This window comes from Erythrobacter tepidarius, from assembly GCF_002155695.1.
Classification (GTDB): Bacteria; Pseudomonadota; Alphaproteobacteria; order Sphingomonadales; family Sphingomonadaceae; genus Erythrobacter; species Erythrobacter tepidarius.
In genome coordinates this window covers 76,206-99,791 of sequence record NZ_MUYJ01000006.1, presented here as the reverse complement: position 1 = coordinate 99,791, position 23,586 = coordinate 76,206, and the positions used below count along the sequence as shown (strand labels likewise).

The window sequence follows — 23,586 nt, the reverse complement described above, 5'->3', positions numbered from 1 at the left end:
AAGGCCCATCTCACGATGGGCCTTTTTCGTATCGTTGCAGCGCTAGCCCTGCCTACCCCTGCCCTCTCCCCCGTTCCTGCACCGCGGCGCGGCGGGCTTCGACGTCGGCGGGCGCCACGGCGGAATTGGCGAGGCTGGAGCGTTCGGCCTCGAGCGCCAGCCCCTCGCCGAAGCTCATCGCGTAGCCATCGTCGATCAGGCGCTTGTAGAGGCCGAGGAAGGCCGGATCGATCCCCGCCATGTCGCCCGCCAGCTTGCGGGCGAGAGGAAGCAGTTCCTCGGGCGCGACAACGTGGTTGACCAGCCCCCAGCTGTGCGCGGTGGCGGCGTCGAGGAAATTGCCGGTGAAGGCCAGTTCCTTCGCGCGGGAAATGCCGATCATGCGGCTGAGCTTCTGCGACAGGCCCCAGCCCGGCACGATGCCCACCCGCGCGTGGGTATCGGCAAAGCGGGCGTTGGTGCTGGCGATCAGCACGTCGCAGGCAAGCGCGACCTCGAAGCCGCCGGTGATCGCCACGCCGTTGATCGCGCCGATCACGGGCTTCCTGCACAGCTCGATGGCTTTCACCGGATTGTCCGCCGGGTCGGTGGCATTGGCGCTGCCGAGCGCGCCTTGCTCGCTGCCCAGTTCCTTGAGATCGAGTCCCGCCGTGAAGGCGCGTTCCCCCGCGCCGGTAAGGATCACTGCGCGAACATCATCGTCCGCGTCCACCTGCCGCATCACTTCGGCCAATCGCTTGCGCAGTGCGCGGTTGAGCGCGTTCATCGCTTGCGGGCGATTGAGGGTGACGGTGGCAATACCGTCCGCCACGTCGAGCAGGATTACTTCGTCGTTCATCACAAGCTCCAGTCGATGGTGCCGCGCCCATGGGCCGCGAGGAAGGCGTTGGTCTGGCTGAAAGGGCGCGAGCCGAAAAAGCCGTTATGCGCCGATAGCGGGCTGGGGTGGGCCGAGGCCAGCACCAGATGCGTGCGCTTGCGGGCCAGGGCGGGGATCCGGCTCGCCTTCTTCCTCGCATGGCTGCCCCACAGGATGAACACGGTCGGCTCCTCGCGTTCGGCGACTGCGGCGACCGCGGCATCGGTGATCGCGTCCCACCCGCGCCCGGCGTGGCTTCCGGCTTGCCCCGCCTCGACCGTCAGCGTGTTGTTGAGCAGCAGCACGCCCTGTTGCGCCCATTTCGACAGATCGCCGCTGGCCGGACGCGGCAGGCCGAGATCGCTTTCCAGCTCCTTGAAGATATTGACCAGGCTGGGCGGCAGGGGCACGCCAGGCCGCACCGAGAAGGCCAGGCCATGCGCCTGTCCGGGGCCGTGATAGGGGTCCTGGCCAAGGATCACGCAGCGCACCGCCTCGAGCGGGGTGAGCGCAAGCGCGGCAAGGCGCTGGCCGCGCGGGGGATAGACCACCTTGCCCGCGCTTTCCTCCGCCTTGAGCCACCCGCCCAGCCGCCGCGCCTCGGGGCTGGCCAATACGGGTTCGAGCGTGCTTCGCCAGCTTTCGGGAATGGCGTCGGTCACCCTGGACTCCCTCGCAGGCGAGCGCGATCGGGAGGTGTCGCCTGAACTGCCCCGACCGCGCTCTGCCACGGTGACTTAGGTCACCTGCTCGCGCGGCGCTACTGGCCCCTTCCCCTCTTTCCCCAATCGGCGTAGGGCGGGCACCATGGCTGTGTATTTTTACGAGGAAGACCTGTCCCCCGGCGTGCTCGCCGGCACGGGCGCGATCGCGGTGGATACCGAGACGATGGGGCTTGTCACCCCGCGCGACCGGCTTTGCGTGGTGCAATTGTCCGACGGTTCGGGCGACGAGCATCTGGTGCGCTTCGGCCCGAACAGCAGTTATGACGCGCCCAATCTGAAGGCGGTGCTGGGCGATCCGGCGCGTCTCAAGATCTACCACTTCGCGCGCTTCGATCTCGCCGCGATCCAGCACTATCTCGGGGTCATGGCCGGGCCGGTGTTCTGCACCAAGATCGCCAGCCGCCTGACCCGCACCTATACCGATCGCCACGGTCTCAAGAACCTCGTCGAGGAACTGCTCGGCGAGAGCCTGTCGAAGCAGCAGCAGTCTTCCGACTGGGGCGGGCCGGTGCTGTCCGAGGCGCAGCGCGAATATGCCGCAAGCGACGTGCGCTATCTCCACCGCTTGCAGGCCGAACTGATGCTGCGGCTCGAACGCGAGGGGCGGGTGCAGCTGGCGCAGGCGTGCTTCGATTTCCTGCCGACGCGCGCACTGCTCGATCTGGCTGGCTGGCCCGACGCCGATATCTTCGCCCACGCCTGACGAGGCAGCGCGGCCATGCTGAGCAGCCACCCCGAGACCGAGACCAGCGAGGCCCGCGCTCTGCGCAGCCGGCGGCAGCATTTCGCCGCGCCGGGCGGAACGCATGACCGGCTGGTGGCCTTCCTCGCCCGCGCCCTGCCGATGGCGGTGGGCATCGTCGCCGCGCTGATGGTGATCACGCCGCTCTCGCCGCGCGGCGAGGTGAGCTTCCTGCTCGATCGCAACAAGGTCGCGCTGATCGACGAACGCCTGTCGGTCGATAACGCCATGTATCGCGGGCGCGACAACCGGGGCCGCCCCTTCTCGCTGATGGCGGGCGAGGCGGTGCAGCGTTCCAGTGCCGAGGGGTTGGTGCGGATGCGGGACCTGGTGGCGCAGATGGTGCTGGCCGATGGCCCGGCGCGCCTCAGCGCCGCGGGCGGCACCTATGACATCAATGCCGAGACCGTGGCGATCGACGGCCCGGTGCGGCTGACCGCGAGCGACGGCTACGCGATGGTCGCGCGCGGGGTCTCGGTCGATCTCAGGGCCAAGCTGATGCGCGGCGATGCGGGCGTTTCCGGCGAGGTTCCGGCTGGTACCTTCTCTGCGGATTCGATCCGCGCCGACCTTGGCGCGCGCAGCTTGACGCTCGAGGGCAATGCGCGCCTGACCATGATTCCTGGCAAGTTGAGGATGCCGTGATGACCACCCACACCCCTCGCCGTAGTTCCTTGCACCGTATCGCGCTGGTCTGGGGTGCGGGCGGCTTTGCTATTGCCAGCGTGCTGGCGGGCGGCATGGCCTTGCACGCGCAGGGCATCGCCAGCCATGATTCCACCGCGCCGGTCAATTACGCCGCCGACCGGATCGAGTTGCAGGATCGCGAGAACCGCGTGATCCTGTCGGGCAATGTGGTGATCGAGCAGGCCGGACTCACGGTTCGCTCGGCGCGCACACTGGTCAATTTCACCGATGCCGGGTCCTTGACCATCCAGCGCATCACCGCCACGGGCGGGGTCGAAGTGACCCGCGGCGACGAGCGCGCCAGCGGCGACAACGCGATCTACGACTTCAACCGCCGGGTCATCACCATGGCCGGCAATGTTCGCCTGCGGCGCGGGAGCGACACGCTCAATGGCGGGCGGCTGGTGATCGACCTTGCCAGCGGATTGTCGAGCGTCGACGGCAGCGCGGCGGGCAGCGCAGGCTCAGGCAGCGCGGGCAAGGGCCGGGTGACGGGCAGCTTCACCGTCCCGCGGCGCGACAAGAACTAGCCCAAGCCGCGCTAGAAAGCGTTTTCGTGCCTCAGGACTCTAACCGTCCTGAGCATGATCTCGATGTCGCGCAGCAGCGACCATTGCGCGATATATTCGAGATCGGATTGCAGCCGGTCGGTGAGGTCCTGCTCGCGGGCCGTGGCGCCGCGGTGGCCGCGCACCTGCGCGAGGCCGGTCAGGCCCGGCTTGAGGCAGTGGCGCTGCCAGTACTTGCGGTCCACCTCCCAGAAGAACTTGTTGTTCGCCTGGCTGCCGATCGCGTGCGGGCGTGGGCCGACGATCGACATCTCGCCCCTCAGCACGTTGATCAGCTGCGGCAGCTCGTCGATGCTGGTGCGGCGGATGAAGGCGCCGATCCGGGTGACGCGGTCATCGTCGCGCGAGGCCGAGCACTTGCCGTCGTGGTCAAGCCTCTCGACGCGCATCGAGCGGAATTTGTACATGTCGAAGAAGGCGTTGCCGCGCCCCAGCCGGCGCTGCACGAACAGCACCGGGCCGCCGTCCTCGAGCTTGATCAGCGCCGCCACCAGCAGCATCAGCGGGCACAGCACGATCAGCGCAGCACCCGCCACCAGCGTATCGAAGGCCCGCTTGATGATCCGCGCGCGCAGTCGCAGCGGCCCGGTGGAGACCACCAGCGTGGTGCGGTCGAGATCCTCGTAACGGTGCACCCCGAGCGCGCCGAGGCTGTGGGCCGGCTCGCTCACGATCTCGCCATGGACTCCCGCCGCCTTGAGCAGCAAGGCCCAGTCCTCGCGCCGTTCGCGCGGGCAGCTCACTACCACCTGATCTTGGTTGCGCAGCAGCTTGCCGAGGCGATCGAGCATGAAAGGATCATGGCTGGCCGGATCGAAGCCGAATTCCGCGGCCGAAATCGTCATCGCCCCAGGATAGGGAAAGCCCGAGCCGCCATCGTCGATCACCAGATGGTTCGCGATCCGTCCGTTCCAGCGCCATTTCACCAGCCCGGCGACCAGGCGGCGCACCGCCACCAGCATGATCGCGGTGAACATCAGCCCGAGCGTAACCCCGGCGCGCGAGAAATCTTCGTTGGACTTGGTGTAGAAAGCGACGAAGTTGATGAGACCGGCGGAGATCAGCAATGCGATCAGCGCCTTGCGGGTGGCGTACAGCCAGTCGGCGAGGCTATTGAGCCCGTAGGTGCCATTGTAAAAGGCAATCGTGTAGAACACCGGCAGCATCGCCTGTGCGGCCAGCATCGCGCGCGGTTCGGCCCAGCGGCCTTCCCACACAAGACTGGCAAACGCGAAACTTAGGTTGAACAGGATAGCGTCAGCCACAAGCAGCAGCACATAGGTGCGCAGGCGACGCCGTTCGAGCGAGGGCACGAGCACCTTCTCGACATTCTCGTGCCGAACCGATTCCACAAGTTTCGGTGTCAAGCGGTTCATTCGGACCTTCCCCCAAAGGCGCGACCCCTGTGGGCAATACCTAGGCAACATTACATAGAAAAGATGCTTTTGTGCGTCTGCGAAATGCAGCTTGTCACATAATGAGAACCGTTCAGCCCTTTCGCGCCCTTCGCCGCCCTAGCGCTTTGCCGCAAACCGCGCGATTTCGGCCAGTTCCTGGGCGAGCAGCAACTCGGCCGCCTGGCTGTTGGCGAGCAGGGTGCGGTGCAGCGCGATGAGGCGCGGAATCAGCCGGTCGAGCCGGGTATCCTGTCCGCCGGGCCGGGCCGGCTGGCGCCAACGGTCGTACTGCACGCGGATGTTGCGCTTCTCCTTGAAGAAGATGCCGAGCCGCAGTTCCGCGCCCTTGTCGAGCTGGTCGAGGGAACCGCGCGGGCCAAGGTGCGCCATGATCTGGGCCAGCTGGGCCGCACGCCGTTGCAGCGCCAGCACAAGGCCGACCGGATTGAGCCCTAGCTCGCGCATCCGGCGGATCTCGCTGCTGACCCGCGCCAGCTCGCCGCCGAGCACGGCGTTGACCAGTGGGGCGAAGCCATCTTCCTCGGTGGCCGCGCCGATCGCGGCGTGATCCTCGGGCGTGGCCGGCCGGGGCGACTGCGGATCGGCCCCGCAATAAAGCGCGAGCTTGTCGATCTCGGACTGGGCGAGGCGCAGGTCCAGCCCGGCGGCCCGCGCGATGCGTTCGGCCAGATCCCCGCCGAGCCTGAGGCCGGCCGCGTCGGCCATGCCGCGCACCGCCTGCGCGACGTCCTTCAGTTCGGGCGGGTGGAACATCGCCACCACCGCATCCTTGCGCTTTTCCAGCAGCTTGGCGGTGCGCGACTTGTCGGTGGCAGAGGTTGCGACGATGATCACCGGGGCCGCTTCGCCCGCCCCGGCCTCGCTGGTCTGGATCAGCGTTTCGAGCGCGTCATGCGCCTCGTCGCCGGTGGCGCGCACCCAGATATGGCGCTTGCCGCCGAACAGCGAGATCGAGCGCGCTTCGTCGCCCAGCCGCGCGCGATCATTCTTCAGGTCGGCACCGCTCAGCTCGACCCGCTCGCCCGCGTCGGGCAGAGCGGCGACGAGGCGGTTGGCGGCGGCGTTTGCTCCGGCCTCGTCCGGGCCGCAGAAGAAGAAGATCGCGTGGCGTTCGATGCCGGGGGGCAGGCCGCGGGTGAAATCGCTGTTCTTGAGCTTCATCGCGCCGTTCTGGCGTGGCTGCGCAGCGCCAGCGTTATCTGCGTCACCATCTGCTCGGCCAGTTCGAGCGAGAGGTTCTCCAGCGCCTTTTGCTCGGCGGCGATGGTGGCATATTCGGAACTGACCACGTCGATCCCCGCGTCCGAACCGGCGGTGGCATCGAGCAGGATCGCGCCGGTGGCGATATCGACCAGCTGGTAGCGCGCGCGCAGGATGCGGCGCTCGCGGCTGATGGTATCGTCGTTGAGCACGCCCAGCGCTTCGAGCGAATCGTCGAGCCGCACGTCGAGCCGATAGGCCGGGGTGGTGCGGCCCGCGACCCCGAGTCGGTTCTGCAGCGCGTTGCGCACCAGCCACCCGCTCTGTCCCGCTATTGCCGGGACATCGACCGCCGCCAGCCCCTGCGCCACGCTGGCCGAGCCGCTGCCGGCATACATCGGCGACAGGCCGCAGGCGGGCAGGGCGAGACAGGTGAGGAGGGCGAGAGCCTTGCGCATCAGGTGACGATATTGACCAATCGGTCGGGCACGACAATGACCTTGCGCACCGCGGCGCCATCCAGCGAGCGTTGCAGGTTGGGCGAGGCCAGCGCCAGCGTCTCAAGCGTCTCTCGTGATGCGCCCTTGGGCGCGGTCACGGTGTCGCGCAGCTTGCCCATGTGCTGGATGGCGATGGTGACCTCGTCTTCGACCAGCAGCGCGGGATCGACCTCGGGCCAGGGCGCGTCGGCGATCAGGCCCTGCCCGCCCATCTTCTCCCAGGCTTCCTCGGCCAGGTGCGGCATCATCGGCGCGACGAGCTGCACCAGCGCCCGAATGGCTGCGCTTCGGCTGGCCGAGGGCGCAGCCTTCTCGACCGCGCCGGTCAGCTCGTAGATGCGCGCCACCGCCTTGTTGAAGCCCAGCGCCTCGATATCGGCGGCCACCGCCGCGATCGTCTGGTGGGTCTTGCGCATCAAGGCCTTGTCCTCCCCCTCGGCCGCGGCATCATGGGCGCTGAACAGGCGCCACAAGCGCTGCACGAAGCGCGCACAGCCCTCGATCCCGGCGTCGGACCAAGGCAGGTCGCGCTCGGGCGGGCTGTCCGAGAGCATGAACCAGCGCACCGCATCCGCCCCGTGACGGGCGATGATCGCATCCGGATCGACGACGTTCTTCTTCGACTTCGACATCTTGATGACGCGGCCGACATCGACGGGCGCGCCGTCCGCCAGCAGGGTTGCGCCTTCGGAAGTGCGCGCGACTTCCTCCGGGCCGAAGAACACCGGAACGCCCCGGCTCGCGTCGATGCGGCTATAGGTTTCGTGCGTCACCATGCCTTGGGTGAACAGCGCGGCAAACGGCTCCTTCACGGCGAGCCTGCCGATGCGGGCCAGCGCCCGCGTCCAGAAGCGGGCGTAGAGCAGATGCAGGATCGCGTGTTCGATGCCGCCGATATAGTGCTTGACCGGCAGCCACTTGGCGACCTCTTCCGGGTCGAAGGGCTGGTCGGTGGGCTGACTCGCAAAGCGCAGGAAATACCACGAGGAATCGACGAAGGTGTCGAGCGTGTCGGTCTCGCGCTGCGCCGGATTGCCGCATTTCGGGCACGCGACGTGCTTCCAGGTCGGGTGGCGTTCGAGCGGATTGCCGGGGATGTCGAAGCTGACATCCTCGGGCAGGGTGACAGGCAGCTGGTCCTTCGGCACCGGCACCACGCCGCAGCTATCGCAATGGATGAAGGGGATCGGCGTGCCCCAATAGCGCTGGCGACTGACACCCCAGTCGCGCAGCCGCCACACGGTGCGCCCTCGGCCCCAGCCTTCCGCCTCGGCGCGGGCGATCACGGCGGCCTTGGCGGCCGCGACGGTCATGCCATCGAGGAAAGCGGAATTGACGATCACCCCGTCGCCGACCTCGGCCGCGCCCTCGAAGGGCGCGCCGGCCTGGGCGGGATCGGCGGCGACCACGCGCAGGATCGGCAGGCCGTATTTCGTGGCGAACTCGAAGTCGCGCTGGTCATGCCCCGGCACGCCCATCACCGCGCCGGTGCCGTATTCCATCAGCACGAAGTTGGCGATGAACACCGGCAGAGCAGCGCCGGTGAAGGGGTGGCGCGCGGTGATCGGCGTGCGGTAGCCGAGCTTTTCCGCGGTTTCGAGCGCGGCGGCGGTGGTCGCGCCCTTCTTGCACCGGTCGATGAAGGCGGCAATTTCCGGATCGCCCGCCAGCGATTGTGCAATCGGATGATCGGCGGCGATGGCGCAGAAGCTCGCCCCGAAGATCGTGTCGGGGCGGGTCGAATAGACCGCCAGCTTGCCGCCATCGGAAAGCTCGAAGCTGAACTCCAGCCCCTGCGACTTGCCGATCCAGTTTTCCTGCATCAGGCGCACCTTCTCGGGCCAGTCCTTCAGCTCCTCCAAGCCCTCCAGCAGATCATCGGCGAAATCAGTGATCTTGAGGAACCACTGGTTGAGCTTGCGCTTCTCGACCTCGGCGCCCGAGCGCCAGCCCTTGCCATCGATCACCTGTTCGTTGGCGAGCACGGTCATGTCGACCGGATCCCAGTTGACGGTCGATTCCTTGCGATAGACGAGGCCCGCTTCATACAGATCGAGGAACAGCGCCTGTTCGTGACCATAATATTCGGGATCGCAGGTGGCGAATTCGCGCGTCCAGTCGAGCGCGAAGCCGATGCGCTGCAACTGCGCCTTCATCTGCGCGATGTTCGCCCGCGTCCAGCCGCCCGGATGCACGCCCTTTTCCATCGCGGCGTTTTCCGCCGGCATCCCGAAGGCGTCCCAGCCCATCGGGTGCAGCACCTCGAACCCGCGCATTTTCTGATAGCGGGCGAGCACGTCGCCCATGGTGTAGTTGCGCACGTGCCCCATGTGGATGCGCCCGGAAGGGTAGGGGAACATCTCGAGGATATAGCTTTTTGGCTTGGTGCTGCGGGAATCGGCGGTGAAGGTGCCCGCTTTCTCCCATGCACGCTGCCATCGCCCGTCGGCGACGGACGGATCGAAACGGGTTTCAGTCATGCGGTGCTATCCGAAGTAGCGTGAACTCGGGGTGCGAGCGGCGTCAGGAAGCCAGCGCCTGGCGCCGCAGATCGCGCGCCTTGGTGAGGATGATGTCCTCGAGCTTCTGCACGGTGGCGGCCTGCACCGGGGCTTCGACCCAGTTGCCGCCCTCGGCCACCTGGCGGCTCGCTGCGACGCGCAGGGCATCGGCACGCAGATCCTGATCGAGGATGGTGACCGTCAGCTTGACCCGCTCGTTCGGGTTGGCGGGGTTGGCATACCAGTCGGTCACGATCACGCCGCCGTTGCTATCGGCCTGCAGCAGCGGGGCAAAGCTCACCGTTTCCAGCGCCGCGCGCCAGAGGTAGGCGTTGACACCGATGGTGTTGATCCGGGCCGCCGCCAGTTCGGTGCGCGGCCGATCGGATCCGCCGCAGGCCGCAAGCGCGAGCAGCGCACCGCCGGTGAGCGCAGCGGTCAGGGTGCGGCGGAGGGCAGGGCGGAATTGGGCGGGGTTGGCGCGTGTCACTGCCGGAAAATCCTCATCGTCTGTGTGCCTGACGCTCTATAACCCCCAACGCCGTTGCGGCAAGCGCCGATGCGCGGGTGATCGCGGGGGGAGGAACGTCGGCCCGGCCGGCTTTACCCCGGCTGAACCGCAAATGGGCGGGCGCGGGGCGGATTCTGTGTGCTTGCGGCCACAGGTGGATCGGGAATCCGGTTTCCCCTGCGGCAAGGCATTGCAAGCAGCAGGCGCGCGCCTATCACTTGACGGGATTCACCGCGCGACTCATCGCGGGTTAAGGTTGCCTATGTTCAGGCAGATGCCTGACAGCAGCAACAAAACAGAAGGAAGCAGGCACCGCCATGGCACGCAAGGCCGACAGCACAGCAAGGGCGCAGCGCAAGCTGACGCTGCTGGCCGTCTGCGGCGCGCTGGCCTTCGCCGTGCCGAGCGCGGGCCTTGCGCTCGTCGGCAAGAGCGCGCCGCTCGCATCGCGTTCGTTCGAGGCGATGGGCCTCAATGTCTTTACCCCGGCCGCGGTCGATCCCGAGCTTGCCGCCCGCATCGCTGACAAGGCGCGCACGCACGGCATCCGCTTCACCCCCGCCGGGGCGACTCCGGTCGCGGGGGAGCGCACGGTGACAGTCGCGGTGCGGGTCGACAGCGATGCCGCCAGTGCGATTTCGGTGCGCAAGGCGATCGAGGCGGTACCGGGCCGCGGCGTTGGGCTTGGCGGCCTCGACGCAAGCCGTTTCCAGCTCGGCGCGGCGCGCGGCTATCGCAGCTTTGCGCGCCCGATCGAGCTGCCCGTCGAAGTGCGCCGCATGGCCCTGCCCGATCTGGCGCAGTTCAAGCCTGCGGCCCCGCAGACCGCCGAAAAGCCGGGCCGGCTCCAGCCGCGCATCGAGCTTGAAGACCGCGAGATTGCCGGTCGTTCGCCCAACACGCTCGATTCGATCGGGCAGCAGACGGTTGGCGTCGGCGGCAGCTTCCGCCTTTCGCCCAACTTCAACGTGATGGCGGGCGTGCGCTACTCGCAGGAGCGCGAAAGGATCGATCCGCTGACCAATTCGGTCAAGGATAGTCAGGCCGTTTACGTCGGCACCCAGATCAAGTTCTGATCCTGAGCCGGTCTGACGGGCGGCCTCTGCCCACCGCGCGCAGCCTTCCCACCGCATAGCTATTCCCTGCTTTCCCTAAGGGAAAGGGCGCGCTAGGCTACCTCCCGAAAGCGCAACGCAAAGGGGAGAATGCCATGGGCCGGGTTGCCATCGTCACCGGAGGAACGCGCGGGATCGGGGAGGCGATCTGCAAGCGGCTCAAGCGGCAGGGCCACATGGTCATCGCCAATTACGCCGGCAATGACGAGAAGGCCGCCGCCTTCACTGCGGAAACCGGCATTCCCGCCAGGCGCTGGGACGTGGGCGATCACGAGGCCTGCCTCGCCGGTTGCGCGGCGATCGAGGCCGAGTTCGGCCCGATCGACATCGTCGTCAACAACGCCGGGATCACCCGCGACGCCACGCTCCACAAGATGAGCTTCGAAGACTGGAACGAGGTGCTGCGCATCAATCTCGGCGGGTGCTTCAACATGGCCAAGGCGACTTTCCCCGGAATGCGCGAGCGCGGCTGGGGGCGGATCGTCAATATCGGCTCGATCAATGGTCAGGCCGGGCAGTACGGTCAGGTCAACTATGCCGCGGCCAAGTCCGGCATTCATGGCTTCACCAAGGCGCTGGCGCAGGAAGGCGCGAAGTTCGGGGTGACGGTCAATGCGATCGCGCCGGGCTATATCGACACCGACATGGTCGCCGCCGTGCCTGCGCCGGTGCTGGAAAAGATCGTCGCCAAGATCCCCGTCGGCCGGCTCGGCATGGCCGAGGAGATTGCCCGCGGCGTGGCGTTCCTCACCAGCGAGAACGCCGGCTTCATGACCGGCTCGACCATGAGCATCAACGGCGGGCAGCACATGTATTGATGCCGCTTGGCGCAGCCAGGCGGGGAGGAACCGCGCTCCGGCCAACCGGTGGCCGCAAGCCCCGCTTGTGCTTGTGCTTGTGCTTGTCGGCCAGGGCATCGTGGTGGTCGGACATCGCGGCACTTTGAGGGGGCGGGCCGCCTCGCCCCACCGCGAATTTTTCCTATTCCTTGCCGTCCGACAGCGCCTATCCTGCGGCGATGACCAACCCCTATCACCCGCCGGTCAAACGCAGCCTGGCGATTGCCGGGCACAAGACCTCGATCAGCCTCGAACCGCTGTTCTGGGAACTGCTGCGCGAGGCCGCCGTGGCCGAAGGCGTGGCCGTGGCCGCGCTGGTGGCGCGGATCGATGCCGAGCGGATCAAGTCGCCCACCCCGCCCGGCCTCGCATCCGCGATCCGGGTATGGCTCGTGGAGAACCGGCGCCCTTGCGCGCTATAGCCCCCGCCAAATCTGGGCCGGGGCGCTGTCCTTCGCTCCGAAGCGCGCGGGCGAGCAGCGCCCGGGCCGGAAGGTCTTGGCGTAGCACAGCCGCAGCTCCTCCAGCCAGCCGCGCGGGTTGAGCTTCACGCCGATCGCGCCCGGCGGGATGCCAGGATTGGCATCGGCAAAGGCGGCGCGGATGCGACCGGCGGTGAGATCTTTCTCGTAGGCGATGCGGCGGTAATCGGGGATGCGCAGCGAGGCCCACAGGATGCGGGTAATCTTGAGATAGGCGGCCGGATTGCTGACCATGCAGGAACCGTGCTTGGCCCATTGGCGGGCGATCAGGCGTTCCGACGGCATCATGCACATCGCCCCGCGAATGTCCGCCGGGGTGAGCGGGGCTTCGGGGGTGCACCACTGCGGCCAGCGCTGCCCGGACTCCGGCCACAGCCCGTGGACGACGAGGCCGAAACTGCCGGTGGTGCCGGAGCACTGCGCCGCGTGGGCGCGCTGCCCGGCGCGCGGCTTGCAGAATTCGGGACTCCAGCTCAGCGCAAGGGTGTAGCCGGTGACCGGCAGCGAGCGGCGCGGGCCGTCGGGCGCGACCTGCGGCACGCTGCGCACCTGCGGGGCGCGGCACTGGTAGGCCTGCGCGCTCGCCGTTGTTGGGGCGGCGGCGGGCAGCACCAGCAACAGGGCAGCGAGAGCGCTATTCGAACACCGCAACCTCTTCCCCTCCCTTGCGCGCGAACCATCGGTTACTCGCGGGCGTGAACAGCAGCGCCGCCGCCGGCACGCCCAGCGCGAGCGAGGCGACCCCCAGCGGTTGCATCCGCAACAGCATCGGCAAGCCCGGCAGCATCAGAACAAAGCCCGCCAGCTTGAACAGCGTAACGCTTGCCACCAGCCAGCGGGCGATGCGCAAGGCCGACAGCCACACCATCGCAACCGGAATCAGCGCGATCGAAAGCCATGCGCTGTGCCACACGATCAGAAAATCCCGCGTCAGCCACGAATAGGCGTCTTGCGATTTCAGCGTCACCGGAATCCGCACCAAACCATCGATGCAGGAAAGCACGGCTGCGGCAAGGAACATCACCGCGAAGATCGTGATGCTGCGCGGACGCGGCCGCGAGAGCGCGATCATAGCGGCTTGAAATCCAGTCCGATGTCCGCCGCAGGCGCGCTTTGGGTGAGGCGGCCGACAGAGATGTAGTCCACCCCGCTCGCCGCCTTGGCCGCGATGGTATCGAGGTTCACCCCGCCGCTCGCCTCGGTCGGCACGCGGCCTGCGACCAGACGGACAGCCTCGGCCAGCATCTGCGGGTCCATATTGTCGAGCAGCAAGTGATCCGCCCCCGCGGCCAATGCGGGTTCGATCTGGTCGAGCCGGTCGACCTCGCAGATGATCCGCGCCACCCCCGCTTGCCGCGCCCGGCGCACCGCCTCCTCGACGCTGCCCGCCACCGCGACGTGATTGTCCTTGATCATCGCCGCATCCCATAGCCCCATGCGGTGGTTCTGCGCGCCGCCCATGCGGGTGGCATATTTTTCCAGCACCCTGAGGCCCGGTATGGTCTTGCGGGTGTCGAGCAGCGTGCAGGCGGGATTGCCGCCGGGGCCACGCATCGCGGTGACATATTGCTGGGTGAGCGTGGCGATGCCGGAGAGATGCTGGACGATGTTGAGCGCGCTGCGTTCGGCGGTGAGCAGCGCCCGCGCCTTGCCCGCGATCCGCATCAGATCGGTGCCTGCGGGCACCTTGTCGCCATCGTGCACGCCCGCCTCGATGGTGCAATCGGGGTCGAGGTGCCGGAAGAAGGCTGCGGCCAGAGGCAGGCCGGCGACGACGATCGCATCGCGGCTGTCCATCACCCCCGAAAAGCGCGCCTCGGCGGGGATCACGCTTTCCGAGGTCACATCCCGCCCGCCGCCGGGCAGGCCCTCGCCCAAGTCCTCGGCCAGCGTCGCGCGGATAAAGGCGGCGAGGTCGAAGCCGGGGAGGGTGAAATCAGTCATGCTGGCACATTAAACCGAGCCGCAGGCACCGCAAGCACCACGCTGCGCCCGCCGGGGCAGCCACGCGAAGATCAATGCACGAAGCGCGCCACCACGTCCCGGTACGAACGCGACACCTTTACCTCCGTGCCGCTTTCCAGCACCAGAAAGCATTCGCCGTTGGTGTGCGGGCGCACCTGCCGCACCAGATCGAGATTGACGATGGTCGAGCGGTGGACGCGCTGGAACTTGCGCGGGTCGAGACGGCGTTCGAGGTCCTTCATCGTCTCGCGCAGCACCAGCGAATTGTCGCCGGTGGAGATGATCATGTAATCGCCCGCGGCCTCGATATGCTCGATCCTGTCCACTTCGACACGGAAGATCTGGCCGCGGTCCTTGACGTTGATCAGCTTCTCGAAGCGGCCCTCGCTTTCGGTGGCGGCGGCGGTGGTCTCGACGAAATCGGCGGCGCGCTCCGGAGCGACTTCGGCGAGCACGTCGAGCAGCTGGCCCGCGTCTTCGGCCGATTTCTTTTCGGCAAGGCGCTGGCGCACGCGTTCGATGGTGTCGGCCAGCTTCTGCTCGTCGACCGGCTTCATCAGGTAGTTGACCGCATTGGCCTCGAAGGCGCGGATCGCGTGCTCTTCATAGGCGGTGACGAAGACGAACAGCGGCGGTTCGATATCCATCACGCCCTTGACGACCGAAAAGCCGTCGAAGCCGGGCATCTGGATGTCGAGAAACACCAGATCGGGCTTTTCGGTCTTGATCTTGCGGATCGCCTCGCGCCCGTTGGCGCAGGTGTCGATGATCTCGACGTCCTCGTAGGGTTGCAGGCGCAGCTGCAAGCCCTGAATGGCGAGTTTCTCGTCGTCGACAAGGATGGTTCTGATAGTCATGCGGGGGTTCCCGATGCTCGTTGCGGGGGGGTGAAGGCAATGACCTGCGCGCCGGGGGAGACGGCAGGGGCGGGCGGCGCCTGCGGTTCGGACTTGGCGGCGCGGACGAAGGGGATCTCGATCAGCACGGTGAAGCCGCCGCCGGGTTCCGAGCGGGTCTCGAACAGATGCGCCTCGCCATAGGCCTGCATCAGCCGGTTGCGGATATTGGCGAGGCCCACGCCGGTCGAGACCGGACGGCCCGGCGTGTGACCCGAGCGTATCTCGGCCCGAAGCTCGTCGGGATGCGTCCGGTCGAAGAGCTGCGGCTGCTCTGCCCCCGGCCCGGTATCCTCGACCGTCAGGCGCAGCCGGTCACCGATCACCCGCGCGGTCAGCGAAATGCGCGCGCCTTCCTCCTGCGGGCTGACGGCGTATTTGATCGCGTTCTCGACCAGCGGTTGCAGCAACATCGCCGGCAGTTGCGCATCCATCGCCGCATCCTCGATCTCGAAATGGGTGCGCAGGCGCTCCTCGAAGCGCATCCGCTCGATATCGAGATAGAGCTGCAAGGTCTCGATCTCCTGCGCGAGGCTGACCTGACTGCCCGGTTCGGCGACCAGCGTGTGGCGCAGGAAACCCGACAGGCGGGTGAGCATGGCATTGGCCGGCTCGGTCTGCTTCAGCAGCACCAGCGTCGAGATCGAATTGAGCGTGTTGAACAGGAAATGGGGGTTGAGCTGGTAACGCAGCATCGCCAGCTGCGCGGCGGTCGCCTGCGCCTCCAGCCGTTCCAGCCGGTCGGCCTGCCGTTCGACCGTGAGGAAGAAGTTGATCGCGTAGTAAAGCGCGCTCCACCCGCCCAGCAGCGTGAGCGGCAGGTAGAGCAGGCCGATCAGCCGCTGCACGAAGCTCGTCTCGCGGGTGGCGCCGTAATAGACCCCCTGCACCCAGGCATCGATCGAGGCGTGCAGCAGCACCGCCACGAACAGCACCAGCGCGGTCACGCCCCAGGTCACCAGCGGCTGCTGGTGGATCAGCTTGCGGTAGATCACCGAGAGGATCAGGCTTATCGAAAAGCCGGTGATGGTGGTGACGAGGATCAGCGCGAGCAGATCGAAAGGCTGCTGGTTGGCCAGTGCCGAGACCGCGCGCAGCAGGAAAGCCGCGCCCCAGCCGGCCAGCTGGAGGTTCCAGAACGCCCGGTTCTTGCTCGCGAAGAACGGCGCCGGCTTGAGCTGGAGCACTGCCATAGGCTGTGCGGTCTAACCCATTTCGTCCGAAACCGCACCGCAATTCGCGCAAGGGGTCGCGCCCGCGCAACGGCTCGGCGCAGCGGTCATGGCCGCGCATCCGGCATCAGCCCGCCCGCGGGATCGATTTCGCGGCGGAAATGCCGGCTCCAGTCGGCGCGGCCCTCGCGGGCCATCAGTTCCGCGATCAGCGGCAGTTCGGCCGTGACGAATTCCACCCGCTCGTCCCAGCCGTCATGGTTGCGCAGCATCAGCCACCCGGAATCATGTTTCCTGCCCCAGCGGTCCCAGAAGCGCGCGGCGGCTGCCGGATCATAGCCGGCATTGGCGAGCAGCCACGGCATCAGCCGGTCGGCCTCGCGCTCGGTGCGGCGCACATGGCGGCGGCTGCGCCCGTGCGTGTCGAGCCATGCGTCATGTCCGAGCACGTTGTGCGCCAGTTCGTGTGCCACCAGCGCGGCGAACAGGTCTTCCTCGGGATAGGCGAAAGCGGGAAAGTCGATCCCGATCACCACCCGGCTGCCATCGGCCACCGCCATGTCGCCCTCGCCCATCAGCTCGAACCGGCTGGCGCAGACCGCGACCGGCCGGAGCTGCACCTCGGCCCCGTCGGCAAAGCCGATGGTGATGCTGCCCTGCTCGGCCAGCATCGCCTCGACGTGATCATGCGCCCATAACAGCCGCTGCCAGTCCATCGCCTTGCCCGCGGGCCAGGCATTGGGGTCGAGGCGCTCAAGCCGGATGATCTCGCGGTTGCGCGTCACGCCCTGCGCGAGCGCGGCGGGCGATCCCCGCGCGGCGGTCTGCACCGCGAAGTCGCCGGTCAGGCCGAGCGCCTTGCGGGCAATCTCGGGCGCGCCGTAGCTCGCCATGTCCTGCAACTGCAGGCCAACCGAGGCCACCACCTTGGGGCAGAAGCCGGCATTGCCGCGCGCGAGGCGCCAGCCCACGTCCTGCAAGCGCTGGTCGGCATCCTGAAACCGACTGATCACGGCGCGTTCGGCAGCATAGTCGATCATGGGAGCGGGCTGGGCGGCAAGCGGAGCGGCCAGCAGCAACGCACCCGCCAACAGGGCGCGCGTCATCCCGGCGGGCTTTCGTCCAGCGCCGCCTTGAGCCTGTCATAGCCGACCGCCCCGCCGATCGGCTTGTGCCCCGCGATCCATGCCGGGGTGCCGGTGAAGCCCAGCGCGCGGGCGAGCTCGAGATTATTTGCGATCTCCGCCGTCACCGCATCCGAGGCGGCATCGGCTTCGGCCCGGGCCATGTCGAGCCCGGCGGCGCTGGCGGCGGCGCGCACGTCGCCGAGCCGGAACATTGCATCGTGGAAGGCGCGATACTTGCCTTGCAGGCCCGCCGCAAGCGCCATCCGCGCGGCTGCATCGCTGCCCTCGAAAATCGGCCACTCGCGGATCACCACCTTGAGCTGTGGATCCTCGGCCACCAGCCGGTTCACGTCCTTCAGGCTCGCCTCGCAATAGGGGCAGTTGTAGTCGGTGAACTCGACCAGCACCTTGGTGCCTTGCGGATTGCCGAGCACCACGCCAGGGAAGGGAGTGAAGACCTCGTCGCCCATCCCGGCGAGCCGTTTCTCGGCCTCCTGCGCCTCGTAGGCCTCGACCATCTGTGGCAGCATGTCGGGGTTGTCGAGCAGGAAGCGGCGGGTGCGGTTGTCCGCCAGCCCGGCATAGGACCAGATGGCCGCGCCGAGAAAGCCGAACGCCAGCGCGGTGAGCGCAGTCAGCAGGGTGTTGTGCAGCGAAGACTGGGGCATCGGGGTTCCGTCGGCAGCGGCAGTAATAGCCAACCCTAGCGCTTGTCGCGCATCCGTTCCAGTTCGGCGCGCGCTTCGAGCGCGACATCCTGGGCGCGGAGCCAGTCGGGCGAGCCATAGGGCAGGCCCGCCTCGGCGGCCTGGGCGTTTTGCAGCGCCTCGGAAAAGCGGCGGTTCATCACCAGCTGTTCCGCGCTGGCAAGGTGCGCACGCGCCATGTCGCCGCTGGCGGCATAGACCACGCCGAGCTGATACCACGCGAAAGGATTGTAGCGATCGCGCGCCACGGCAGCGCGCAGCACGCGCTCGGCCTCGGCGTAGTTGGCCTGGTTTTCGGTGGCGATCAGCGCGTGGCCGAACAGGCCGGCGATCAGTGGATGGGTGCGGGTCAGCTCGGTCGCACGGCGCAGCGGCTCGAGCGCTTCCTGCGGTCGTCCGGATTCGAGCAGCACCTGCCCCTTGAGCTCGAGGAAATAGGGATTGTCCGGCTCGGCCGCGAGCAGCGCTTCGGCTTCGGCCAGCGCCATGTCGACCCTTGCTTCCTTGTGATAGGCATAGGCGCGGGCATAACGCGCCGGGATGCTGGTGTCGGTCAGCGGATAGGCATTGAGCACCCGTCGCGGTTCGGCGAGGTAGCCGTAGAGCTTGGCTTTGACCCGGACGAACCGCTCCTGCAGCGCGGCATCGTCGGGCGCGTTCCACGCGGGGTCTTCGGCCAGCAGATTCCGCAGGGTCTGAACCCGGTCACCCGACAGCGGGTGGGTGCGCATGTAGGTGGCCTCGTCCGACTGGCTGTAGCCGCGGCGGATCTCGAAATTGCGCAGCTTTTCGAAGAAGGAGATCATCCCGCGGCCCGAGATGCCCGCGCCCGAAAGGTAACGCGCGCCGGCAAGGTCGGTGGCGGCTTCCTGATCGCGGTTATAGGCGAGAAAGCTGCCCATCGCCGCCTGCTGGCCGGCCATGATCGCGCCCATCGCTGCATCGCCCGCGCCTGCCACCGCCGCCCCGACGCCGAGCAGCAGCGACAGCAGGGTGATGCCGGTGGCGGCCTTGGTGCGCTCCCCGAAGCGGATCACGTGGCCGGCGGTGATATGGCCGAGTTCGTGCGCGAGCACGCCCTGCACCTCGTTGGCAGTGTCGGCGGCGTTGAGCAGGCCGGTGTGGACATAGATCGCCTGCCCGCCCGCGACGAAGGCGTTGATCGAGCCGTCGTTGATCAGCACCAACTCGACATTGCCGGGTTCCAGCTCGCTCGCCTCGATCAGCGGGGCGGCCATGTCCTTGAGCAGTTCCTCGGTCTCGGCATCGCGCAGGATCGATTGCGCGGCCACCGGCTGCACGGCCATGACCAGACTTGCCAGCAGCGCAAGGGCCTTGGCGACAAGAGAGCGGGGGCGAGGCATCCCGGCCACCCTATCGCGATTCCCGATGAACTCAAACTGAAGCGCCTTTGTTTGCGCGCCACCGTCGGTGGCCTGGGATTCGCGCTCGCGAACCCGAAAACAGGAACCCTCAGCCCACCAGCTTCTTGGCGGCGCGTTCGAGCTGGGGCACGTCCTCGGGCAGCTCGCCGAGCACGGCGAGATTGCCGTGCGCATCACGGCGCACCATCACCAGGGCGAATTCCGGGCCGTCGCTGGCCAGCGCCGCGAGCGTGAGGGCTTCCAGGGCGCGCAGCTTTTCAGCCAGCGCCTTGCGGATACCCTTTTCCGCGTCGATCGCCGCGCCCTGCTCCGCGCGGCGCAGGCGGCGTTCGGCCTTGACCACGCCCTTGATCCCGCCCTCGGCCTCGCTGAGGAAGCGCGCGAGCGTGCCGCGCTCCAGCCCAAGGCGGTGGGCGTGGGTCAGCACGGCGGCATATTCGGTCAGGCGGGTCTTATCGTAGTCATGCCCGAACACGAGCTTGACCACCGGCGTCATCGGCGCGCGTTCCTGCACGGTCAGGCCGCTTTCGGCGATCAGTTCGGCATAGTCTTCCGGCGCGGCGGCGGCGGCGAGCGAGAAGTCATAGGCGCGGCTGACCGCTGCATAGAGCGCGCTGCGGCTCCGGTCCTCGCTGGCATCGGCGGCCTGCGCCAGTTCGCGCGCTGCGGCGAGCCAGTCGTAGAGGCCCGCATCCTCGGGCAGCACTGCCGCGGCGTACACCATGTCCGCCAGACCCGTGGCCTGCCCGCCAGAGTCGGGAGCGCCAAAGTCGGGAGCCTGGCTGTCGGCATAGGGCGCAGCGAAATCGGCATCTGCCGCCGGATCATAGGGCAGGCTGGACGGATCGATCGCTTTCTTGGCCGGCGCTTCGATATAATCGGCGAGCGAGGCGAAGGAGTAGCCGGCGGTGCTATCCTCGCCTTCGTCCTCGTCATACTCCTCATCGTCCGCGTCGAGCGCATAGGCCGAGAAGTCGGCCAGAGGGCGGATGTCCTGCCCGCGCACGTCCGCGTCGAATTGGCCGCTGTCCGCAAATGCGTCCTCGGCCTCGTGTGCGGGCGAATCCGCCCAGTCGGTGACCGGATCGGCGGCGCGGCGCAAGGCTTCGCCGGTCACTTCCAGCTCGCTGCCGAGTTCGAGCGCTTGGTCGATCTCGAGCAGCAGCTCGTCCGCGGTCAGCTGGTCGGCCAGCTCCTTCCAGTTGATCACGCCATAGATGAAGTCGATCGTCTCGTCGTTGCTGGAATAGGGCAGCAGGATGCCGCGATAGAGGATCTCCACCCCGCGCTGGTTGACGAATTCGGCCTCGAACCCGATCGGCGCCTGATTGGAGAGAATCTGCATGTAGTGATCGGTGATTCGGCTGAGCAGCGAGCGCGGCGGCACGTCCGACAGGTGCTTGATGGTGCCATGGCCGCCGCATTCCTGCCTGAGTCGCTCGCCGAGGAACTGGACGGCGGGGTTCTCGATTCCAGCGGTGAAGTCGAGCAGCACGCTGTAAGGGCCGAAATCGGGCAGGTTGGCCGGATCGAGATCGTCGATCAGCGGGAACATCCGATCGCCGAGCTGGCTCGCCCAGTGATTATAGGCGCGCACCTGCATCCGGCGCTCGTCCTGGCCGATCGCTTCGGGCGGCAGGTCGTGCGGGACGAGGGTTTCGGGGCTGTCATCCTCGGGCGCATCCCAGCCGCGATCGGCAGGCTCGCCAGTGTCGAATGGGCCGCGCAAAGTGTCCATGGCTGTTTATTTCCGCCCCTTGGTGAAGAGATACGGCAGCCGTTGTGGCGCGGTGTGGTAAACATCACGTTAAGCCGGCCGCCTTCGGCCGGAACCGGACGCCAGCCCCGCCGCGCCCTCGCCTTTACAGGAAATAGCGCATCTTGATGGTGAGGCGCGTGGCGCCTTCGCCCTGACGGAAAACCGCGTCCTTAAACCTGGGCGGCGCCATCTTGACCGGCGCATCGCGCGAGAAGCCGTAGCCCTCCTTGGGCATCATCCCCATCGCCCGATCGGCCTTGCCGTTGTCGTTCTCGTCATGCAGCAGCGCGACAGCATAGTCGCCCGGCTTGACCCCGGTGAAACGGATCACCACCCTTTCGGCCGCCGGAACCACGGCGCGATGCGCGGCCGGATCCTTGACGCACTTGGGGAAGATGTCGGCGCGGGTGGTCATGCAGGCGCGCACCACCCCCTTGGCCGAGCGCAGATCGGTGATGGTGATCACCACCTCGCCCGCTTGCCCCGGCGCTGCCGCCAGCGCGGCGATCGCCGCAAGAGCCAGCGCCACGCGCCTCACGAAGGCTCCGTGTTGCGCGCGTGTCCCGCCTCGGCGACGATCCGCCGCGACAGCCCCTTGTCGGTGCCGCACAAGCGATCCCACACGCGGAAATAAAGCCCGAAGTTGCATTTGTATTCCTCGTGATGACGCTCGTGGTGGCTGGCGGTTATCAGCCACTTCCCCAACGCCGAGTGAACAAGCCAGCGGGGGAACATCTCCCACCCCATGTGATTGGTCACCCCCATCACCGTGGCGATTGTCAGCACCAGCCCCAGCATCGACAGGTGGATCGGCACCAGAAACACCAGCGCCGGCACCACCATGGCGCCGGTAAGGGCCTCGATCGGATGGAAGCTCATCGCGGTCCACGCCGTCGGCGGGCGGCTGTCGTGGTGGACGGCATGGGCGATCCGGAACCATTTGGGCCGGTGCATCCATCGGTGGCTCCAGTAGAAACAGGTGTCCTGCACGGCCAGGTAGATCAGCACGCTCAAGGGGTGATACCACAGCGGCAGCGCGGCCCAATCCGCAGTGATCCTGGTCCAGCCGTGGTGGTTCCAGCCCCATAGCACGATCCCGGCCGGGGTGCCGTAGATCGCCGCCGAGATCAGCGACCAGCGGATCTCGCGCCCGATCTGCCGGCCCCGACCGGCGTACAGCCCCGGCCGCATCCGCGCCGTGGCCAGCGCGAACAGGCCGGAGGACAGCAGGTAGCGCAGCGCCACAATCGCCGTCACGGTCAGGCTGACGATCAGGAGCGCAAGCGGAACGGGCAGGTCGGCAGGCAGCATTGCGGGCGGATATGGCGCAAATCGCACCTGTGCGACAGCCTCAATCGCCGACCGGCGTCACGCCCCCCGTTCAGGCGAGCGTATCGAGCGCCGCGCACAGCGGATCGCGCAGCGCCGTGTGCCGGCGCATCGCGATCCGCGCGAGCTGTTCGACCTGGGTCTTGCGCCGCGCCGCCGCCAGCGGTTCGAGCGCGGCGGGGCGCAGGATCTCGGCATCATAGCCATCCGCCACAATCACCCCGCAGGTCTCGGGCCGGTAGGCCGCGCTGTCCAGCAGCGCACGATCAAGCCCTGGCGGCACGCCCCAGAAGAACCGATCGCAGAAATCGAGGTAGTCGGGCCACTTGGCATCGCCCAGCAGATCGGCCCGGCTAACCTTGATCTCGACGATCACCACCTGTCCGCGTGCGTCGATCCCCATCAAATCGGCACGGCGCCCGTTGCGCAGCGGCACTTCCGACAGGCACCAAATGTCGTTGCGCGCAAACAGCCGCGCGATCCCGCGCGCGAGATCGGCGGCCAGCAGGCTCGCCTGCCCGGGCGAATCATGGATGGCGGCGGCAGGTTCCGACATCACAGGAAATTCGAACAGAATGCGAACACAGTCAAGCGGGCGGAGGTGCCGGCGGACGGGTTCAGGCGGCGGCTGGAACGTCCAGCGCGGCGAGCACACCGGCGCGGGCCGCGTGGAACTCGCGCCACAGCGCGAGCGCCGGAGCGGCGGTTGCCTGCCCGCGCGCGGTAAGCGTGTCGAGTGCGGCCAAGCCGGCGGCAAGCATCGCGGTGATATCCTCCAGACCCTGAGCGGCGAGCGTCAGCTGCCACGGCCGCGCGCTTTGCACCAGCCGGCCAAAGGCGGGCGGAGCAGCTTCCGGGCCGATCTGCGCCAGCTTGCCAAGTGTTGCCGCACACGCGTGGAGCGCGTCCCACTGCGCGACCAGCGCGGCCGGCGCCGGTGCGCCGTCGCGCCGGGGATCGGCCAGAGGGAGAATCGGTTCAGGCGGAAGACTGGCCATGGGCAAGAGGCTAGGAGCGCCTCCTTGCCGATTGGTTAATCGCCCGCCTGCAGCCTGCAAGGCCGCCCCCGGAACGACAAATTGTGTGGCGCAGCGCCGC

At 67.6% G+C, this 23,586-nt stretch carries 26 protein-coding genes; 6 read left to right on the top strand and 20 right to left on the bottom strand.

Going from position 1 to position 23,586, the window contains the following annotated elements; genetic code table 11:
• Positions 1-52 precede the first annotated feature (52 nt).
• Together BZF61_RS07395 and ung are read right to left on the bottom strand one after the other, a co-directional pair.
• Positions 53-838 carry an enoyl-CoA hydratase gene (locus tag BZF61_RS07395; protein WP_086618151.1) on the bottom strand — a complete coding sequence of 262 codons (786 nt, stop codon included), beginning with the start codon at positions 836-838 and terminating at the stop codon, positions 53-55.
• Positions 838-1,521, bottom strand: a complete 684-nt coding sequence (gene ung / locus BZF61_RS07390) for a uracil-DNA glycosylase (RefSeq protein WP_086618149.1) — start codon at positions 1,519-1,521, stop codon at positions 838-840. The genes BZF61_RS07395 and ung overlap by 1 nt, the downstream gene beginning before the upstream one ends.
• A 145-nt stretch (positions 1,522-1,666) precedes the next feature.
• On the opposite strand from ung, the gene BZF61_RS07385 reads away from it, so the two are divergent.
• Genes BZF61_RS07385 through BZF61_RS07375 form a run of 3 tightly spaced genes read left to right on the top strand, consistent with a single transcriptional unit; the run spans position 1,667 to position 3,543 of the window.
• On the top strand, positions 1,667-2,287 hold the full coding sequence (locus BZF61_RS07385) for a ribonuclease D (protein ID WP_086618148.1): 621 nt from the start codon (positions 1,667-1,669) through the stop codon (positions 2,285-2,287).
• Between the two features lie 15 nt (positions 2,288-2,302).
• Positions 2,303-2,971, top strand: coding sequence for an LPS export ABC transporter periplasmic protein LptC (gene lptC, locus BZF61_RS07380; protein WP_086618146.1), 669 nt, complete (start codon positions 2,303-2,305; stop codon positions 2,969-2,971).
• The gene (locus BZF61_RS07375) at positions 2,971-3,543 is read left to right on the top strand and encodes an LptA/OstA family protein (RefSeq protein ID WP_086618145.1); all 573 of its coding nucleotides are present in this window, start codon (positions 2,971-2,973) and stop codon (positions 3,541-3,543) included. Before lptC ends, BZF61_RS07375 begins: the two co-directional genes overlap by 1 nt.
• 11 nt (positions 3,544-3,554) lie before the next feature.
• Here the strand turns inward: BZF61_RS07375 and BZF61_RS07370 are convergent, their stop codons facing one another.
• From BZF61_RS07370 to BZF61_RS07350, 5 genes are all read right to left on the bottom strand, one after another.
• Entirely contained in the window at positions 3,555-4,958 is a 1,404-nt protein-coding gene (locus tag BZF61_RS07370) for a sugar transferase (protein WP_086618143.1), read from the bottom strand.
• 138 nt (positions 4,959-5,096) lie between these two features.
• On the bottom strand, positions 5,097-6,161 hold the full coding sequence (holA, locus tag BZF61_RS07365; RefSeq protein ID WP_086618142.1) for a DNA polymerase III subunit delta: 1,065 nt from the start codon (positions 6,159-6,161) through the stop codon (positions 5,097-5,099).
• The gene (lptE, locus tag BZF61_RS07360) at positions 6,158-6,658 is read right to left on the bottom strand and encodes an LPS assembly lipoprotein LptE (RefSeq protein WP_086618140.1); all 501 of its coding nucleotides are present in this window, start codon (positions 6,656-6,658) and stop codon (positions 6,158-6,160) included. The genes holA and lptE overlap by 4 nt, the downstream gene beginning before the upstream one ends.
• Positions 6,658-9,180 carry a leucine--tRNA ligase gene (gene leuS, locus BZF61_RS07355; RefSeq protein WP_086618139.1) on the bottom strand — a complete coding sequence of 841 codons (2,523 nt, stop codon included), beginning with the start codon at positions 9,178-9,180 and terminating at the stop codon, positions 6,658-6,660. The genes lptE and leuS overlap by 1 nt, the downstream gene beginning before the upstream one ends.
• A gap of 43 nt (positions 9,181-9,223) precedes the next feature.
• The gene (locus BZF61_RS07350) at positions 9,224-9,691 is read right to left on the bottom strand and encodes a DUF3576 domain-containing protein (RefSeq protein WP_086618137.1); all 468 of its coding nucleotides are present in this window, start codon (positions 9,689-9,691) and stop codon (positions 9,224-9,226) included.
• A 338-nt stretch (positions 9,692-10,029) separates the two neighbouring features.
• Between BZF61_RS07350 and BZF61_RS07345 the strand changes: the two genes are divergently transcribed.
• From BZF61_RS07345 to BZF61_RS07335, 3 genes are all read left to right on the top strand, one after another.
• The gene (locus tag BZF61_RS07345; protein WP_086618136.1) at positions 10,030-10,788 is read left to right on the top strand and encodes a hypothetical protein; all 759 of its coding nucleotides are present in this window, start codon (positions 10,030-10,032) and stop codon (positions 10,786-10,788) included.
• A gap of 134 nt (positions 10,789-10,922) precedes the next feature.
• Complete coding sequence (phbB, locus tag BZF61_RS07340) at positions 10,923-11,645, top strand: acetoacetyl-CoA reductase (protein ID WP_086618134.1); 723 nt, start codon at positions 10,923-10,925, stop codon at positions 11,643-11,645.
• Positions 11,646-11,845: 200 nt separating this feature from the next.
• Positions 11,846-12,088 (top strand): ribbon-helix-helix domain-containing protein, encoded by a 243-nt coding sequence (locus BZF61_RS07335; RefSeq protein ID WP_086618133.1) that lies wholly within the window; start codon positions 11,846-11,848, stop codon positions 12,086-12,088.
• On the opposite strand, the gene BZF61_RS07330 is transcribed toward BZF61_RS07335, so the two are convergent.
• From BZF61_RS07330 to BZF61_RS07270, 13 genes are all read right to left on the bottom strand, one after another.
• Positions 12,083-12,760, bottom strand: coding sequence for a ribonuclease T2 family protein (locus BZF61_RS07330; RefSeq protein WP_245804537.1), 678 nt, complete (start codon positions 12,758-12,760; stop codon positions 12,083-12,085). The genes BZF61_RS07335 and BZF61_RS07330 overlap by 6 nt on opposite strands.
• A gap of 22 nt (positions 12,761-12,782) precedes the next feature.
• Positions 12,783-13,220, bottom strand: a complete 438-nt coding sequence (locus tag BZF61_RS07325) for a hypothetical protein (RefSeq protein WP_086618130.1) — start codon at positions 13,218-13,220, stop codon at positions 12,783-12,785.
• A complete protein-coding gene (nadC, locus tag BZF61_RS07320) occupies positions 13,217-14,092 on the bottom strand; it encodes a carboxylating nicotinate-nucleotide diphosphorylase (protein ID WP_086618128.1) in 876 nt (291 codons plus the stop codon). Before nadC ends, BZF61_RS07325 begins: the two co-directional genes overlap by 4 nt.
• A 71-nt stretch (positions 14,093-14,163) precedes the next feature.
• Positions 14,164-14,970, bottom strand: a complete 807-nt coding sequence (locus BZF61_RS07315) for a LytR/AlgR family response regulator transcription factor (protein WP_086618127.1) — start codon at positions 14,968-14,970, stop codon at positions 14,164-14,166.
• Positions 14,967-16,202 (bottom strand): sensor histidine kinase, encoded by a 1,236-nt coding sequence (locus tag BZF61_RS07310; protein WP_086618125.1) that lies wholly within the window; start codon positions 16,200-16,202, stop codon positions 14,967-14,969. The genes BZF61_RS07315 and BZF61_RS07310 overlap by 4 nt, the downstream gene beginning before the upstream one ends.
• Positions 16,203-16,288: 86 nt before the next feature.
• Complete coding sequence (locus tag BZF61_RS07305) at positions 16,289-17,287, bottom strand: M48 family metalloprotease (RefSeq protein WP_086618124.1); 999 nt, start codon at positions 17,285-17,287, stop codon at positions 16,289-16,291.
• Positions 17,284-17,976: a DsbA family protein gene (locus BZF61_RS07300; protein WP_086618122.1), complete on the bottom strand. Its 693-nt coding sequence runs from the start codon at positions 17,974-17,976 to the stop codon at positions 17,284-17,286. Before BZF61_RS07300 ends, BZF61_RS07305 begins: the two co-directional genes overlap by 4 nt.
• Before the next feature lie 35 nt (positions 17,977-18,011).
• The gene (locus BZF61_RS07295; protein WP_086618120.1) at positions 18,012-19,379 is read right to left on the bottom strand and encodes a M48 family metalloprotease; all 1,368 of its coding nucleotides are present in this window, start codon (positions 19,377-19,379) and stop codon (positions 18,012-18,014) included.
• 109 nt (positions 19,380-19,488) lie between these two features.
• Positions 19,489-21,138, bottom strand: a complete 1,650-nt coding sequence (locus tag BZF61_RS07290) for a PAS domain-containing protein (protein ID WP_086618119.1) — start codon at positions 21,136-21,138, stop codon at positions 19,489-19,491.
• A gap of 124 nt (positions 21,139-21,262) precedes the next feature.
• Positions 21,263-21,688, bottom strand: coding sequence for a DUF2141 domain-containing protein (locus BZF61_RS07285; RefSeq protein WP_342742803.1), 426 nt, complete (start codon positions 21,686-21,688; stop codon positions 21,263-21,265).
• Positions 21,689-21,693: 5 nt separating this feature from the next.
• Positions 21,694-22,470, bottom strand: a complete 777-nt coding sequence (locus tag BZF61_RS07280) for a sterol desaturase family protein (RefSeq protein WP_086618116.1) — start codon at positions 22,468-22,470, stop codon at positions 21,694-21,696.
• A 70-nt stretch (positions 22,471-22,540) separates the two neighbouring features.
• A complete protein-coding gene (locus BZF61_RS07275) occupies positions 22,541-23,044 on the bottom strand; it encodes an MmcB family DNA repair protein (RefSeq protein ID WP_086618114.1) in 504 nt (167 codons plus the stop codon).
• Positions 23,045-23,105: 61 nt separating this feature from the next.
• The gene (locus BZF61_RS07270; RefSeq protein WP_086618113.1) at positions 23,106-23,486 is read right to left on the bottom strand and encodes a hypothetical protein; all 381 of its coding nucleotides are present in this window, start codon (positions 23,484-23,486) and stop codon (positions 23,106-23,108) included.
• Positions 23,487-23,586: the final 100 nt, after the last annotated feature.